Source organism: Pseudoalteromonas sp. NSLLW218 (assembly GCF_015864775.1).
Classification (GTDB): domain Bacteria; phylum Pseudomonadota; class Gammaproteobacteria; order Enterobacterales; family Alteromonadaceae; genus Pseudoalteromonas.
The window spans coordinates 494415-510103 of the sequence record NZ_JADYWO010000001.1 but is presented as its reverse complement, the minus strand read 5'-3'; the positions used below and the strand labels follow the sequence as shown (position 1 = coordinate 510103).

The 15689-nt window shown below is 38.0% G+C and carries 12 protein-coding genes; 2 read left to right on the top strand and 10 right to left on the bottom strand.

The window, feature by feature from the left end; all coding sequences use genetic code 11:
- Positions 1–898: 898 nt before the first annotated feature.
- From I6E80_RS02310 to argC, 7 genes are all read right to left on the bottom strand, one after another.
- The gene (locus I6E80_RS02310) at positions 899–1432 is read right to left on the bottom strand and encodes a hypothetical protein (protein ID WP_197184681.1); all 534 of its coding nucleotides are present in this window, start codon (positions 1430–1432) and stop codon (positions 899–901) included.
- Between the two features lie 15 nt (positions 1433–1447).
- Entirely contained in the window at positions 1448–1642 is a 195-nt protein-coding gene (locus I6E80_RS02305) for a hypothetical protein (protein ID WP_197184680.1), read from the bottom strand.
- A 265-nt stretch (positions 1643–1907) separates the two neighbouring features.
- Positions 1908–3773, bottom strand: a complete 1866-nt coding sequence (gene argH, locus I6E80_RS02300) for an argininosuccinate lyase (protein ID WP_197184679.1) — start codon at positions 3771–3773, stop codon at positions 1908–1910.
- A 51-nt stretch (positions 3774–3824) separates the two neighbouring features.
- The gene (locus I6E80_RS02295; protein ID WP_007581653.1) at positions 3825–5027 is read right to left on the bottom strand and encodes an argininosuccinate synthase; all 1203 of its coding nucleotides are present in this window, start codon (positions 5025–5027) and stop codon (positions 3825–3827) included.
- Complete coding sequence (locus I6E80_RS02290; RefSeq protein ID WP_024598615.1) at positions 5024–5956, bottom strand: ornithine carbamoyltransferase; 933 nt, start codon at positions 5954–5956, stop codon at positions 5024–5026. Before I6E80_RS02290 ends, I6E80_RS02295 begins: the two co-directional genes overlap by 4 nt.
- A 7-nt stretch (positions 5957–5963) precedes the next feature.
- Complete coding sequence (gene argB, locus I6E80_RS02285; protein WP_197184678.1) at positions 5964–6731, bottom strand: acetylglutamate kinase; 768 nt, start codon at positions 6729–6731, stop codon at positions 5964–5966.
- Entirely contained in the window at positions 6732–7742 is a 1011-nt protein-coding gene (argC, locus tag I6E80_RS02280) for an N-acetyl-gamma-glutamyl-phosphate reductase (protein WP_024598617.1), read from the bottom strand.
- A gap of 224 nt (positions 7743–7966) precedes the next feature.
- Here argC and argE point away from each other — a divergent pair, with 224 nt between their 5' ends.
- Positions 7967–9127 carry an acetylornithine deacetylase gene (argE, locus tag I6E80_RS02275; protein WP_197184677.1) on the top strand — a complete coding sequence of 387 codons (1161 nt, stop codon included), beginning with the start codon at positions 7967–7969 and terminating at the stop codon, positions 9125–9127.
- Positions 9128–9358: 231 nt separating this feature from the next.
- Here the strand turns inward: argE and I6E80_RS02270 are convergent, their stop codons facing one another.
- Both I6E80_RS02270 and radA read right to left on the bottom strand, forming a co-directional pair.
- Entirely contained in the window at positions 9359–10291 is a 933-nt protein-coding gene (locus I6E80_RS02270; RefSeq protein ID WP_197184676.1) for a hypothetical protein, read from the bottom strand.
- Between the two features lie 75 nt (positions 10292–10366).
- Complete coding sequence (radA, locus tag I6E80_RS02265; protein ID WP_197184675.1) at positions 10367–11752, bottom strand: DNA repair protein RadA; 1386 nt, start codon at positions 11750–11752, stop codon at positions 10367–10369.
- Positions 11753–12115: 363 nt separating this feature from the next.
- On the opposite strand from radA, the gene I6E80_RS02260 reads away from it, so the two are divergent.
- Positions 12116–14593 (top strand): PilZ domain-containing protein, encoded by a 2478-nt coding sequence (locus I6E80_RS02260; RefSeq protein WP_170071783.1) that lies wholly within the window; start codon positions 12116–12118, stop codon positions 14591–14593.
- 20 nt (positions 14594–14613) lie between these two features.
- On the opposite strand, the gene serB is transcribed toward I6E80_RS02260, so the two are convergent.
- Positions 14614–15642, bottom strand: coding sequence for a phosphoserine phosphatase SerB (serB, locus tag I6E80_RS02255; RefSeq protein WP_197184674.1), 1029 nt, complete (start codon positions 15640–15642; stop codon positions 14614–14616).
- Between the last annotated feature and the right edge of the window lie 47 nt (positions 15643–15689).

Here is a 15689-nt window from a genome sequence, read left to right as displayed (position 1 = left end):
CAGCGTTGACCCCTATCGCGTAAGCATTACAAAGCCACCAGTAGCTTGTATTATTTGATATATAGATGTCGTAATGCATGAGAAAATGTAGAGTTGAGTTTATAGCTAAACCAGTAATAATATATAGATAGGTAATACCATCATGCCAGAGCCGCCTAAGGGAAATAATAACTAGGAGAGTTAAAATATCGGAAAACAAAAAATCTAGATAAGTTACCGTATCCATATTTGTAAATATACTAAATGAATATGAAACACTCATAACCAAAGACAAATACATTCTTTCTTTATTAGGCTTATTAATCGAATGAGCAAGGGAGTACAAAAAAGCCATAAGAAATCCCCATTGTACAAATGCACCTATGTACAGAGAAACTGTTGGGCTAATTAAAAGTTCATTCAATATTTTTCAACTTTTTAAAGTTCAATGCAACCCCTCTTTTAAAAATGGTATTTTTATTGAATACTAGTGACAGAATCATTAAAACGTCGAACATATTTACACCGATAGAGTAAACACTCCAATACCACCAAGGCTCATAGTTATATAAGACGTATAGATCGTAATGTAATATTAAGGTGAGTACGGCATTTATTATTAACGCAAAGATGATGAAGTGAAAAGCTATAGAGCGGTGAAGTACTTTAAAGTAATGTAAAGTTAACAGAGCTAAAATTGTAATGAAATCATAAAGCGCCCAACTTAAATATAAATTTTCTAATAAGTTTATATAACCACTGGAAATATATGAGCAGAGCATAAGCGCAGATAAATAAACAGGAGACTTATTTTCTTTATTTATCGCAGAGGTCAAACAATACAGGAAGGCCATTAAAAAACCCCACTGAGTGAAGGCTTTTACATAAACCATGAGGGGTTCAGTAACGTACATTTGAGCTAGGTTACTTTATAGGTATCGTTTGACTTGAAGTAGTTGAGAGTTTTATTTTTTAATTTATGAAGACCGAGAAAGTCTCTATCAACGATAAGAGCTACAACCATTAGTAAGTCATTTGCTGTTACAGTAAATGTATATATATCCCAAAAAAGCCAAGGTTGTTGGTTATTATATATAAATACATCTAAATACATAAATGCAGCTAAAATCATATTCATCGATAAGCCAAAAATTAAATACAAAAAAGAAGCTGTTGTTTTACTAAATATCTTTAAAGCAATTATAAGAGATAAAATAGTAATAAAATCATGTAATGCCCAATCAAGATATGTCGTATTATAGTAAGATATCCAAGTAAAAAAATAATCGGTGGCAGTATATGAAGCCATCATTATAAATGAGCTGAATAATAAAGTAGTTTCTCTTTTAACTCCCAAGCTATAAACAAATAAATTGAAGAAAAAAGCCATCAAAAAAGCCCACGTAACGAGGGCTGATAGAGAGAAGTAACCAAAAAATTCAGCTAAAAACATTTATCACCTTAATAATCATTTAGGGCGAGGTTTCAAAATTGTATTGCCACGCTCTAACTCAGCACCACTAACGGCTCTTGCTTCTTGAGAGATACTCACTGTATCAGATTGCAGGGTTTTAGGGCTAGCAGTTTGTTCCATTGCAGGCTTTAATTGTTGTGTTTTGTTGTATGCTTGCATTTGTATTTGGCTATTAGCTGAAACTTGCATGTGATTGATCCTCGTAAAAGTTTTAATTATATTTGGTGCAACTTTTAACCACATTATTATGTAGATAAATGCATTACCTGTTTTAAGCAGTGATAGCTATTTTGCTATCTACCCTACACAAAGCAAATAATGCGCCAACTTTTTTTGACACCTTAAAACTCACTCAAAACATACTTATATAATCAAACCAAACAGCTCCGACCAGTTTACTACAAACATAAAAAAACGCACAGGGATAACCGTACGTTTTTTGTATCCAGGGAGTTTAAGCTACGTATTTACACGGGATCTCCGCACGTGTACTTAGCTTCAAAATATATTCCATTGCTACTTCGTCACAATTTTCTTTACGAAGGCAAAGTTCACAATCTTTCATTACTTTTTCAGGCAAAGAGTCTTTGCTACAAAAAGTAAAACGTTGTTGTTCAAAAAAGTCTGGTACGCGTGTTAATACAATAACTCGGTTAAGTGCCAATTTTTTGGCTTTAGTAAGTAGGTGCTCTACAAGCTGTCTTCCCTGCCCCGACACTTTACTTTGTGGGTTTATGCCGAGTGAGCGTATTTCAGCAAGGCCGGTATCGTAAATGTATAACGACGCACAGCCCGACACTTTCCCATTTATTTCTGTTACTGCAAACTCGTTAATAGAGTGCACCATATCGCTTTTTGCACGAGGTAGGTTTTCACCTACCGTTGCCCAATGCTGTATAAGTGTGGCAATTGCTTCTACATCATCTAAATTTGCATCACGTACCGTTATTTGCTGTTTTTTTTTGGCTTCTTTAACAGCATTAGTTACTTGTTCAATAGACGTCCCACCAAGGGCCTTACGTGCTTTTATACACGCATCAATTTCAAGTACTGGGTAAACATCGTCTTCAAATACAGTGTTTACTGACTTGTACTGTTCAAGCGATAGCTCTTCAAGCGTTTTACCTTCGCTAATCGCAAGCTGTACAAGTACACCTACGATGTGATGCCCTTCTCTAAATGGCACTCCTTTAGCAACTAAGTAATCAGCAAGTTCGGTGGCATTTGCATGTCCTCCTTTTGCTGCAGCAAGTGTCTTATCACCGTTTACTTTGACGCCTTTAATACATGCTTGCGCCATATGAATACATGCAAGCCATGTTGGCATAGCATCGAATAAGCCTTCTTTGTCTTCTTGCATATCTTTATTGTACGCAAGTGGTAGCGCTTTTAACGTCATCATCATAGCGCTAAATGCACCAAATACACGTCCGGTTTTACCACGAATAAGCTCGAGTGCATCTGGATTTTTTTTCTGAGGCATGAGCGATGAGCCTGATGTTACGTTATCAGCAAGCTCTATAAATCCGGCTTCACCCGAATTATAAAAAATCAAATCCTCTGACATACGAGATAAGTGAATCATCGAAATAGACGCACAACTTAAAAGATCCAAAACAAAGTCACGATCAGATACACCATCAAGGCTGTTTTTTGTAGCCGCTGTAAAACCTAATCCGTGTGCTAATGCTTGGCGATCAATCGGATAAGCTGTACCGGCTAATGCACCGCTGCCTAATGGGCAAAAATTCATGCGCGCTTTAGCATCTTGCAGGCGGCTTTCATCACGCTCTAGCATTTCTACATATGCCATACACCAGTGGCTGAATAGTACTGGTTGTGCGCGTTGCAAGTGCGTGTAACCTGGTAATATTGTACCAAGCTCTCGCTCTGCAAGCGCTACAAACTCGCCTTTAAGCTGTGCAATAGCATCTAGTAAATGGTCAGCCGTATCACGGCACCATAATCTAAAGTCGGTGGCAACTTGGTCATTACGGCTTCGGCCTGTATGTAATTTTTTAGCTAAATCACCTACTTTTTCGATTAATGCAGCTTCAACATGTGAATGAATATCCTCTGCACCTGAAGTAGCTACCGCTTGTGGATCTGCTTTAACTTCTTCAAGCAGCTCATTTAATGCAGCCACTAATCTTGTGTGCTCATCACTTGAAAGTACACTTACCTGTTCAAGTGCACCAGCCCATGCCACAGAGCCAATAATATCTTGCTCTGCTAACTGGTAGTCAAAGGGAAGAGAGTCGTTAAATTGCTTAAACGCCTCATCTGGACCCGTAGAAAAACGTCCGCCCCATAATGCCATGAAATCTCTCCAAACCCTGTAGTGCCCCTTTTATAAGGGGCTATAAATAATTTACTTTTTAGCCAATGCTGAAATTCTGCTTGAAAGCGAAAATAAACGAATAAAGCCTTCAGCGTGTGATTGGTCGTACACATCATCTTCGCCAAATGTAGCAAATGCTTCGCTGTATAAGCTATTTGGTGACTGCTTTTGAACTGCAGTTACTTGGCCTTTGTATAGCTTAAGTACCACTTCACCTGTTGCCACTTTAGAAAGTGCTTCTGCACCGGCTAAAATAGAATCTTTAAGAGGCGTAAACCAACGGCCGTCGTATACTAAATGTGAAAACTCACCACCGAGTACTTCTTTCCACTTACGGCTTGCTTTATCAAGCACTAGCTCGTCAATGGCTTGAAGCGCTGCCATAATGACTGTGCCGCCTGGCGTTTCATAACAACCGCGTGACTTCATGCCAACTAAACGATTTTCTACAATATCAACACGTCCAACACCATGAGGCGATGCAATATCGTTTAATTTAACCAAACAATCATAAGGTTTAAGTTCTACGCCATTTACAGCAACCACTTCGCCTTCAACAACTTTTAATGTTACTAGTTCTGATTTATCTGGAGCTTGCTCTGGAGAATTAGTCCAAGTCCATACTTGTTCAGTTGGTTGACACCATGGGTCTTCAAGCTCACCACCTTCGTGCGAAATATGCCATGCGTTAGCATCACGGCTATAAATTTTTGTAGCAGATGCTGAACACGGAATGTCACGCTCTGCTAAGTAATCAAGTAATGATTCACGGCTCGATAAGTCCCACTCACGCCATGGCGCAATTACTTTTAAATCAGGGGCAAGGGCCGCAAAACATGATTCAAAACGAACTTGGTCATTACCTTTACCAGTACAACCATGAGAAAGTGCATCAGCACCTACTTTACGCGCAATTTCAACTTGTGCTTTAGCAATAATTGGGCGCGCCATAGACGTACCTAATAAATAAGTGCCTTCGTAAATTGAGCCTGTTTTAAGCGTTGGGTAAATGTAATCACTTACCATTTCATCTTTTAAGTCAACTACGTAACATTCAGATGCACCAGAGGCAATTGCTTTAGCTTCTACGCCTTCAAGTTCTTCAGCGCCTTGACCTACATCAGCAACAAACGCGATTACTTCACAGCCATAGTTTTCTTTTAACCATGGAACGATAGCCGACGTATCAAGACCACCAGAATAGGCTAAAACGACTTTTTTAATTGAACTCATAGGTGTTCCTTAACAAAATTTGGATTTAGTAATGTAACTAGCAGAGCATTTTGCGCATGCATGCGATTCTCTGCTTGTTGAATAATTTTAGATGCTGGACCATCCATTACCTCAGAGGTAATTTCAAATTCACGGTGTGCCGGTTGGCAATGTAATACCGTAGTCGCACCAGTTTGATCTAGCAATGCCTGATTTAATTGATAAGGCATGTATTTTTCTTTTACTTGCTCAAGCGGCGTTGTATCACCCATTGATACCCATGTATCTGCGTATACAACATTTGCACCAACCGCAGCTTCAACTCTATCGCTCACCATGACTGATGCGCCATTCATTGCTGCAATTTGTTCAGCTTTCTTAAGTATTTGCGAATCTGGCGAACATCCTTTTGGGGTTACAGCAACAAAGTCAGTACCTAGCGTTGCAGCAAGTAACATCAATGAATGAGTCACGTTATTGCCCTCTCCCAAGTAAGCTACTTTAAGCTCACTTACATCACCATGTACTTCTTGAAGTGTTAAAAAATCAGCAAGAGCTTGGCAAGGGTGGTACAAGTCACATAAGCTATTAACTACAGGTACTGATGCATATTCACCTAACGTAGTTAATGTACTGTGTTGATTAACACGCGCTACAATACCGTCGGCCCAAGTAGAAATATTAAGTGCAAAATCTTTAATTGATTCGCGTGCACCCATAGCACCATTTTGCTGATCTAAATAAACAGCATGGCCGCCAAGGCGATTAATGCCTATATCAAATGATAAACGTGTACGTAAACTTTGCTTTTCAAACAATGTTACGATTGATTTTCCTGATAATACTTGGCTGTATTTTTCTGGCTTTGCTTTAATATCGCGCGCTAACTTTAATAAATTAAGTGCGCCTTCTTTGTCTAACTCTAAACCCGTTAAAAAATTCTCAAACATAATAAACCTATGGTGTAATCTTTGTTCCGACATGCTCACCTTGTAGCAGAGCAGTTAAATTTTCTGGCTTTTGCCAGCTGGAAATATACACACCGCGTCGTAAGTGTTGGGCAGCGTGAAGACTGGTCTTAACTTTGACCTCCATCCCGCCCACAATTACTCCATCTGTAATTAAAGTATCAATGTGTTTTGTGTCAAGTTGATGTAACGGCTGTTTATTTGCATCAAGTACCGCTTCTACATCTGTCATAAAAATAAGTTCTGCATTTAAATCACTAGCAATAGCCGCTGCAGCTTCATCTGCATTTACGTTATACCAAAGCCCTTGTTCATCAAAGCCGATAGAGCTAACAATAGGTAAACGACCTATTTTAAGTAAATCACTAATTATAGAATCGTCGTTGCTTTTGCACTTACCTACTAAGCAAAGCGCTTTTAGCTTTTGAGTAGCAGTCACACCCGCTTCAAAAAGGCTTAAGCCAACAGGTTTATGCCCTGCATTAATCGCTTGAGTCATTAATTGTTTATTAGCACAACCTGCAAGTGCCCCAACTATATAAGGCATTTGCTCTGCTGGACTAATACGTAAGCCTTGGTGTTTAGCACTAGCAAAACCGGCTTGCTTTAGCCATGTATCAACTAAAGAGCCACCACCGTGCACAATGACAAACTCATTATTTTTTTGCTCATTGAGTACATCAAATAACGCTTTTGCTGCATTTTCTGTATTAAGTACTGCACCACCGAGTTTAATAACCCACGTTTTTTTACTCATTTAAAACGCCCCTTTTAAGCCGGTCGTGTGCTCTAAATTCATAGAAATATTAATACATTGCAAAGCTTGACCAGCAGCACCTTTTAATAAGTTATCAATCGCAGACATTACAATTAACTGCGTGCCTTGTTGTTGCCAACCAATATCAACAAATGGCTGCTTAGCTACACCTTTAATTGAAGGTATTTTATTGCCTAACAAACGAATTAATGGCTCGTTAGCAAGTACTTGATAAGCCGATGCAACGTTTTCCTTGGTAACGCCTGGCTTAAGTTGTACATAAATAGTTTCTAAAATACCGCGCGGGAAATTACCTAAATGCGGTGTAAATAACACTTTGTGGCCAAGGTGTTGTTCAATTTCAGGACCGTGGCGGTGGTTAAACAAACCATAAGGTGCAAGCGATACCTCACAAAAATGTGTTCCTACACTCGCTTTACGCCCGGCACCCGTAACACCCGATACGGCATTAATAATAATACTTTCACTGCTCAATAAGCCTGCTTTTTTAAGCGGTTTAAGTGCATTAAGTGCGGCAGTTGGGTAACAGCCTGCAACAGCAATTAGCTTTGCGTTAGCTATAGCATCACTGTTCCACTCTGCTAAACCGTAAGCCGCTTCATTTAAAAGCTCTGGGTGTTGATGCTCAAAACCATAGTAAGTAACGTAATCATCATTACTTGCTAGGCGATAACCACCAGACAAATCAAATACTTTTTTACCCATAGCTAAAAATTGAGGCGCTAAATCAACACTTACTTTATGATCGGTACATAAACATACATAGTCAGCATCATTTTGAATGTCATCAAAAGCTGATGCACTAAGAGGAAGTAAAGGACAATCTAGTAAGCCAAGGTGCTCTGGATATAAATCACTTAGTAATTTATTTTTATCTAAGCTACCCTCAGATACATAACAGCCTGTTAAGGTAAGGTTTGGATGATTAGCAACTAAGCTTGCTAACTCTGCGCCGCTGTAACCGCTTGCGCCAATAATAACTACATTCATTGATTACTCGTTATTTTTAAATTTACTGCTAAATATATATGTTGTTCGCTTAAACTAGCTAAAACGCTAAATTAAGACTTAATTTAATGAATTTGTAGATTATCGTCGCATTATTTTCATAGCTTTACTTTAATATATTTATGCTTAAAAAGTGAATTGATATTCATCATAAATACTTTTATATTGTTATGCAATTAAATTGAATAATAATTTTGGATTTTTTTATGCCTTTGCCTTCGTTTATTTCTATGTATCAACAATTGATTGCAGCCCCTTCTATTAGCGCAATTGAAGACAACCTGTGTATGAGCAATAAAAACGTAATCGAACTCCTTGCAAACTGGTGTGAAACACTTGGTTTTACGTGTGAAATTATTGAACTAGAAGGTAGTAAGGGCCGCTTTAATTTATTAGCAAAACGCGGGAAAGGCGATGGCGGATTAATGCTTGCGGGCCACACTGATACAGTGCCTTTTGATGACAGCCGCTGGAACCACAATCCGTTTAAACTTACCGAACTCGACAATAAATTGTACGGGCTAGGAAGCATTGATATGAAAGGCTTTTTTGCTTTTGTATTACATGCGATTAGTGAGCTTGATGAAAAGCAGCAAACTCAACCTATTTTAATACTCGCCACTGCCGATGAAGAAACAACTATGGCAGGTGCACAGCAAATATGTAAGCACCCTAATTTAAAACCTGCGCGCTGTATAATTGGCGAACCTACTGATATGACTCCAGTATTTATGCACAAGGGCCATATGAGTACAGCAATAAGAGTAGTTGGTCGCTCTGGGCATAGCTCAGATCCCGAACGTGGCCTTAACGCCATTGAAGTAATGCATAAAGTGATTACAAAATTGATGTTCTTAAAAGAGCAACTAAAGCATAAGTATTCAATAAATCACTTTGAAATTCCTTATCCAACATTAAATTTAGGTAATATTCATGGGGGCGATAACGCGAATAGAATTTGTGGTTGCTGTGAAATGCATATAGATATGCGCCCATTACCGGGTTTAAGCATTAAAGAACTACAAGCATTAGTGCACGATGCAACGAAAGAAATTAATGATCAATACCCTAACGCTGTGAGTGTTATTGATTTACACGAACCCATTCCGGCATTTAGTGGCAGCACCGACAGTGCTTTAGTAAAAATGGCTGAAAAAATAGCGGGGCAAAAAGCGGTCGCGGTAAATTACTGTACTGAAGCTCCTTTTATACAACAACTTGGCTGTGAAACAATTGTAATGGGTCCAGGCTCAATTAACCAAGCGCATCAACCTGATGAGTTTTTAGCGATGGAAAAAATAAAACCATCACAACAAATAATCACCGATATTATTAAAGCTAATTGCTTTAGCTATCAGGGTCACTAGCTGCTTATAACAACACAAATAATAAAGGCGCCAATTGGCGCCTTTATTAGATAATACCAATTCCATTAAGTATGTGATCTAAATTTTACGCCGAAAAAACAATTCAGTTCTAGGCGTAAATTGATGTAAATGGTTGTTCCCTTTGCGAAATTTACAACAAAGAAATGGGTTGTTTTAGCAAGTAAAATAGATCAGCTATTTATTGGAGTTGGTATAATTAAATACTAATATTTAATCACCTTTAACTTCTAAATTAATAAACTTAACTAGCTCTTCAGGTTGCCCTACTAGCATCATAACTTGTTGATTAATTTCCATCATGGTTTTACCTTCAGGTAGCTTTGCAGATACGCTAAATGAATTTAAACCTTTAGCAAAGCTAGTTAAAGCTGCGGCTATGTCTTCAGTAACAGGCGCTTGTTGCAACTGTTGCTCTAGCGTCATTTCCATCTGCTCAAGCGTCATACCTTGCTTTTCAAGCTCGCTTGATAATAAATCTTTTAGCTTACCTTGATTATTTAAAACAAAGCTAACATTACGTGGCTCTAACTTACTCATTGCTTGCACAACAAGTGTTTGCTGCTGCAACTCTTGCTCGTAAGTAAGTGGCTGGTTACCCGCTTCTTGCTGTGCTTTACTAATCGCCAATGAAGCATCCATTAATGCTTTTGAATTAGCCAAGCCCATATCCATATTAAAACTAACAATATCTTTTGCATCAAGCTTAACCACAACATCACTGTTGCCAGACTCTTCATCGTAATCAAGTGATGAATGTAAATCGTAACTTGCCGACGCTAGCATTTCGTTTGTATCTGCAGGTAATTTTGAAACAAAATCTTGATCAAACTGAAAGCTTTTTACATCAAATGATGTATGCGGTGATATTTTATCTGGCTCGTAACCAGTTATTTCAATGCTTTGAATATTAGCAACATTGTCACCCTCAGGGCTTATTACTTCCATGTTTGTTATTTCTACGCTTTTTGAAATAACACTTGCCGATAAACCAGCGTATTTAAATGTAGCGCCAGTTTGATCGCTTACTAAAGCAAGTTGCTTATCTACTTCTGCACGCACTTCTTGTGTAGCTACATAATTTGCATAGCTCACGCCACCAACGCCCGCAGCTACAATTGCTGCAACTATTACTAACTTTTTCATGTTATTTCCTTATTCTATTCTTTGTGTAAACCGAGTTTTCTTAAGAGTAACATTACACATTAACACCCGTAAGTGTTAATTAATTAAACTAAGCAACTCATGTACTGTTTTAACTGGCGTAATTTTAGCACCAAGCCCTTCCATTGATTTATGATAATTACGAAATGGAATATATATTTCAGTAAAACCATGTTGTGCAGCTTCTTTAACACGTGGTACACCACTGTCGATTGGGCGTACATCGCCGTTTAAGCTAAGCTCACCCATAATACACGTGGTACGAGGTACAACAAATTCGTTTAAGCTACTAAGTAATGCGGTAACCAATGCTAAATCAATACACGTTTCTGTTTCATCAATTCTTAAGCCGCCAACAATATTAAAAAAAGTATCGTGAAATATTTTAGTTTTAGTGTGTTTGCGTAATATACCAGTCAGCATTTTTATACGGTTCATATTTAAACCAACACAAACACGCTGCGGAAATTCTGCCTCGGTTTCGGTCGTTAAACACTGAATTTCGAGCAATAAATTACGATTGCCTTTACGAATACAGGTAATTGTAGACCCTGGTGAATCGGTTGTAGAACCCGATAAAAATATTTCACTTGGATTATCCACGCTCAACATCCCACGTTCACACATTTTAAAAATGCCCACAGTATCAATATCACCAAAGCGGTTTTTATTTGCCCTAAGGGTTCGAATTTGCCCATCATTGGTATCTATGTGTAAAAGCGCATCGACAATATGTACGAGTGTTTGAGGGCCTGCTATTTCGTTATTTTTATTTACGTGAGCAATAATGAACATGGTTACATCATTTTGCTTACAGTATTGAGTTAACGCTTGGGCGGCACTTTTTACTTGCGAAGGCGAACCTGGGCTACCATTTGCTGTATCGGTTACAACCGCTTGAATAGAGTCGATTACTGCAAACTTAATTTTATTTTTCTCGAGCTCTTCAATAATAGTTTCAACACTGGTTTCTGAAAGTAAATAAAGCTCGTCAGGGTTATAGTTTAACTTTAAACGATTTACCCTGTTTTTAAACTGAGATAAAGACTCTTCTGCCGTACAGTAAAGTGATGGCATACGTTGTGACATTCTCGCCACTAGGTCAGATAGCAATGTTGTTTTACCAGCACCTGGATCACCTGAAATTATATTAACAGAGCCGGTAGTTACACCACCGCTTAGCACACGATCGAGCTCGCCAATTTCTGTCAGCTGTTTTTCTGCCTCTGACGTAGCAATATCATTAATTTTTTTAGAGCCGCCACCAGCACCGCCAGCATAACCGCCTACATTTGCTCGAACTGACGCTTTTTTACTTTGTCCTGCTGAAGGTTTAAATTCTGCTAATGTGTTCCATGCACCGCAGCGGCACTGACCTTGCCAACGAGGGTAGTTCATGCCACATTCTGTACACACAAACTCTATTTTTGCCGCTTTAGTCATTTATAACTTTACCTACTATTCTTTAATTTTGAAAATACTTACCATTAAGCGCATATTTTGCCATTTCAAGCATTTACTTAGCAACAAACTCTTGCCTGCGTAAAAATCTACCGTCACAATCATTAAATACACATGGTGTTTCTTTTTAGCTATAATTTAGGGCATACTTTTTGCTTTGAAATAGTTTAAAGTAATTTGCCAATAAAATGGCAAATAACACATAAATAACAAGAGCTAAACGGTAGTTACTCAAATAATCGTACCTATATTAATAACATAGCGCGATTTAACGTTTATTGAATTTCTAATAAATGGACTTAACAGTATACCTACTTTTTCAATTAGACGGTGATGGTTTTATAAATGGCTGATGACATAATGCTCAAACACGAAGACCTCGTGAATGAGTTAAAAACATATTTAGGCAATGCTAAATTTGACCTGATTTTCAAATCAAAAACCGCTGGGTTAACCAAACCTGAGCAATTTTTGATGAAAATGGAAATGTCACGCTTATCTCAGCCAGTGGCACGTTTTGTTGATCTTCGTGGATTAGTAACAGGCCAAGTAAAACCGTATGAGCATAACGGCAAACAACACTTTATGGATGACACTGCCATTGAAGTGTTTGAAAAAGCGCTAAAACAGCATGGTGAATACACCTTAGCTGTTTACGAAGCTGTTATGAATACAGAAAATAATCACCGCGTATTACAAAAACAAGCCGCCGAAAAATCAGAATTACAAGAATTAGAAAATAACTTAAGCACTGAAGTCATTAAGTTTGCCTCTTACGAGAGCCGCCGTGAAGAGCGGATGAATTACTCAATAAAAGTAACTATTGATTACAAAGATAAAAAGAACATTGCAGCTAGCACCTCAGATATATCTTTGAGCGGCTGTAAAGTTAAGCTTGCAACACGCTACTCTATAAAAAAAGGCGAGCTAATTGCAATGCGCTTAGTTGGCCTTGAACAAGACTTTGAGCTTGGCTTAAAAAACGGTATTCAATACGAAGTTGTTGCCGTTGAAAATATTTCTCGTGAGTTTAATCATATTCGCTTAAAACGCACTTATATCGAAAATAACGATGCCTTTAATGACTTTTTAGAAAGCTTTATTCACGGTAATAAACGTCGTTATAAAGTGAATTTAGATAACACACTCGATGCTGTAGTATCAAAAGGATATGAACAATACTACATTCCTCGCGTAACGTCTTTATATGTATTTTTAAGCAAAAAAGATGATCAATATTATCCAAGTCTTAGCCTTACTACTGAAAATAATATTTTTATCCAACGCTATTTTACCGATGAAAGAAAAATACCGTGTTTGTACAATGTACTTAACCATCAACGCATTACACAATTACTAACCCAAATTACTGCGGTCAAAGAAGATTATCTTTATACATTTACTCATGTATCATCAGGTAAAATTTATTACTACTCAGCGACACGTACCGAACTAACTAATAGCCCCAAGTTACGTGATCTATTTTTAGGTTTTGGTAGCCAAAAAGAGAGCTGGAAGTGTTTTAAAATACAAATAATGCCAAGCCATCCTGATGACTCTTTTATACCCCTTTCACTACCTAATAGTGCTGGTGAAAATATAGAAAAACTCAATAAGCCGCCATCACCTCGCGTAAAGGGCCTTATAAAAGACGTTAAATATATTGTAGTACTAACAAGTATCGGCAATAAAACAGAGCAAGCGAGTTATAAACAACTTACTTTTGACAAAGCGTTAGTAAATCAGCTTAAGCATTTTGGCCACGCAAAACACAAAACGCCACCTTATTTAGACATTGTGCCACTTGAATACGTAAATTTACGCTCACATAAGCGCTACCTTTATAAGACACCAGTTAGCATCACAATTAATGGTGAAGTATTTAACGGTTATACACGTGATTTTTCAGTGATGGGTTTACAGTTAGAGTGCGAGCAACCTGCTACATTCAAAAAAGGGGATATAGTACTTTTAACATTTCCTGAGCTTCAAAAAATAACTAAAAAGCATAAACTTAGCGAACTAAAGTACGAAGTAATGGCTATTAGTAAGTCATTCACTACTATTAACCTAAAAGCGAATCGCATTGCTGAGTTACCCCATGCTGGCGTAACCTTTTTCACTCAGTTAATAGAAGGTAATAAAGACAAACTTAAAGTATCTGAAGAAGGCGCTAAAGTAGAAGGCTTATCTACCGCGCTTAGAAATATGGTGACGAAAAGTGTATGCCAATTTCCACTGTATTTACACAAGGAAGCTGCACACTTTAAAACGGGTGCAATTGGTTATGGTTTATACGCAAGCCCTCTGCATGTTATTTTACAAAACTTTGGTTTATTAAGTAACAAAACTGACTTTTCGAGTATTCTTACCGAAGAGCAAATTATTAATGTTATAACGCCTAATATAAAAGATCGCAGTCGCCAAGATGCACCGCTTGCTTTCACAATCGCGATTAACTTCGACCCTCGTAAGGGTAACATTGAAGAGGCCATTGTTAGCCAATGCACTTTAGGCGAAGACTACTCAAGCTTTTATAAACAAATTAGTAAAGACATTACATCGCAACTTATATTTGTAATGCGTTTATATATTTCGCGCACAGGTCGCCCTGACACTGACTACCTCTCTAATGAGCTAAAATACGTAAGCCAATACGCAATGCACAAAGCAAAAGATTTAGAAGAAGCCTTATGGGCTGTTGCGGGTGTGGGTGACGTAGTAGATATAACTGAAGAAGCTTTAAGCCATTTAGAACTTAAAAAAGAGCAAGTTGAACAAATGGGCCGCCGTAAGCTAATTTGGTTAAACCGCTTACGCTAAGCGGTTTAACTTAATTTATTTTAAAGTGTTGGTTGTTTTTCTAACGGAATAGCCAACATATACAGCAATTGCAATAATGACCCTTCACAAATAGCTGCTTGCGCTTGCTCAACTACTTTAGGTTTACCATGTACAGCAACACCAAGGCCTGCTTTTGCCATCATTACTAAATCGTTTGCGCCATCCCCAATAGCTACAGTTTGTGTTTTTTTAAGCCCTAGCTTTTGCTGAAGCGCCTCTAAAATAACCGCTTTTTGCTGCGCGTCTACAATTGTACCCAGTACCTTACCTGTTAATTTATCGTCTTTAAATTCAAGTACATTAGCGTGTACTTCATCTAAATTAATAAGCTCTTGTACGCGCTCTGCAAAAGGCACAAAACCTCCAGAAGCTATTGCTAAATACCAATTATGCTGCTTTAAAATTTGGCATAATGCTTTAATACCAGGCATTAAAGGCAATGCATTTTTTAGCTCTTCAATTAAGCTTTTTTCAATACCTGTAAGCTTCGCTACACGCTGATTTAAGCTCTCGCTAAAATCAAGCTTACCGGCCATAGCAAGTGCGGTTACAGAGGCAACTTCATCGTATACATCTGCAAGGCGTGCTATTTCGTCTATGCACTCAATAGTTATTGCAGTTGAATCCATATCCATAACCAATAAACCAGGCTCATATAAATTAGGTGGAGTAGCAACTTGCACTAATTGGCAATCTAGTGTGTTTGAAAACTCTTGTAGCACTAACGGGTTTATAGCTCGCTCTGCATTTTGCGCGTAAAAACACAATGCAGGTGCAAGCCCTAAATCTGGTTGATATTGGCATATAGCAGTGACGGTTTGGTTATGCGTAGCTAAAAAATCAATAATGCTAACAATGTGTTTTTCTTCAAAATCACCTGCAAACGCGATGCTGAATAACCCTAATGCTTTATTGGGAATATAATCAAGAAATGTAAATACACCATCACTAAAGCCAAACCATTTATTTAAAGTTAAGTGTTGTAATGGCTGCTCAGCAGTTGGCTGTGCCATGTTGATTTGCGACATGGGTTCTCCGTGTTTATTTTTATTTTCCTGATAGTTGGCATATCAAA

Excerpts from the sequence above, each read along its gene's own strand:
- I6E80_RS02310 (WP_197184681.1), bottom strand. The coding sequence starts at position 1,432 with ATGTTTTTAGCTGAATTTTTTGGTTACTTCTCTCTATCAGCCCTCGTT.
- I6E80_RS02305 (WP_197184680.1), bottom strand. The coding sequence starts at position 1,642 with ATGCAAGTTTCAGCTAATAGCCAAATACAAATGCAAGCATACAACAAA.
- argH (WP_197184679.1), bottom strand. The coding sequence starts at position 3,773 with ATGGCATTATGGGGCGGACGTTTTTCTACGGGTCCAGATGAGGCGTTT.
- I6E80_RS02295 (WP_007581653.1), bottom strand. The coding sequence starts at position 5,027 with ATGAGTTCAATTAAAAAAGTCGTTTTAGCCTATTCTGGTGGTCTTGAT.
- I6E80_RS02290 (WP_024598615.1), bottom strand. The coding sequence starts at position 5,956 with ATGTTTGAGAATTTTTTAACGGGTTTAGAGTTAGACAAAGAAGGCGCA.
- argB (WP_197184678.1), bottom strand. The coding sequence starts at position 6,731 with ATGAGTAAAAAAACGTGGGTTATTAAACTCGGTGGTGCAGTACTTAAT.
- argC (WP_024598617.1), bottom strand. The coding sequence starts at position 7,742 with ATGAATGTAGTTATTATTGGCGCAAGCGGTTACAGCGGCGCAGAGTTA.
- argE (WP_197184677.1), top strand. The coding sequence starts at position 7,967 with ATGCCTTTGCCTTCGTTTATTTCTATGTATCAACAATTGATTGCAGCC.
- I6E80_RS02270 (WP_197184676.1), bottom strand. The coding sequence starts at position 10,291 with ATGAAAAAGTTAGTAATAGTTGCAGCAATTGTAGCTGCGGGCGTTGGT.
- radA (WP_197184675.1), bottom strand. The coding sequence starts at position 11,752 with ATGACTAAAGCGGCAAAAATAGAGTTTGTGTGTACAGAATGTGGCATG.
- I6E80_RS02260 (WP_170071783.1), top strand. The coding sequence starts at position 12,116 with ATGGCTGATGACATAATGCTCAAACACGAAGACCTCGTGAATGAGTTA.
- serB (WP_197184674.1), bottom strand. The coding sequence starts at position 15,642 with ATGTCGCAAATCAACATGGCACAGCCAACTGCTGAGCAGCCATTACAA.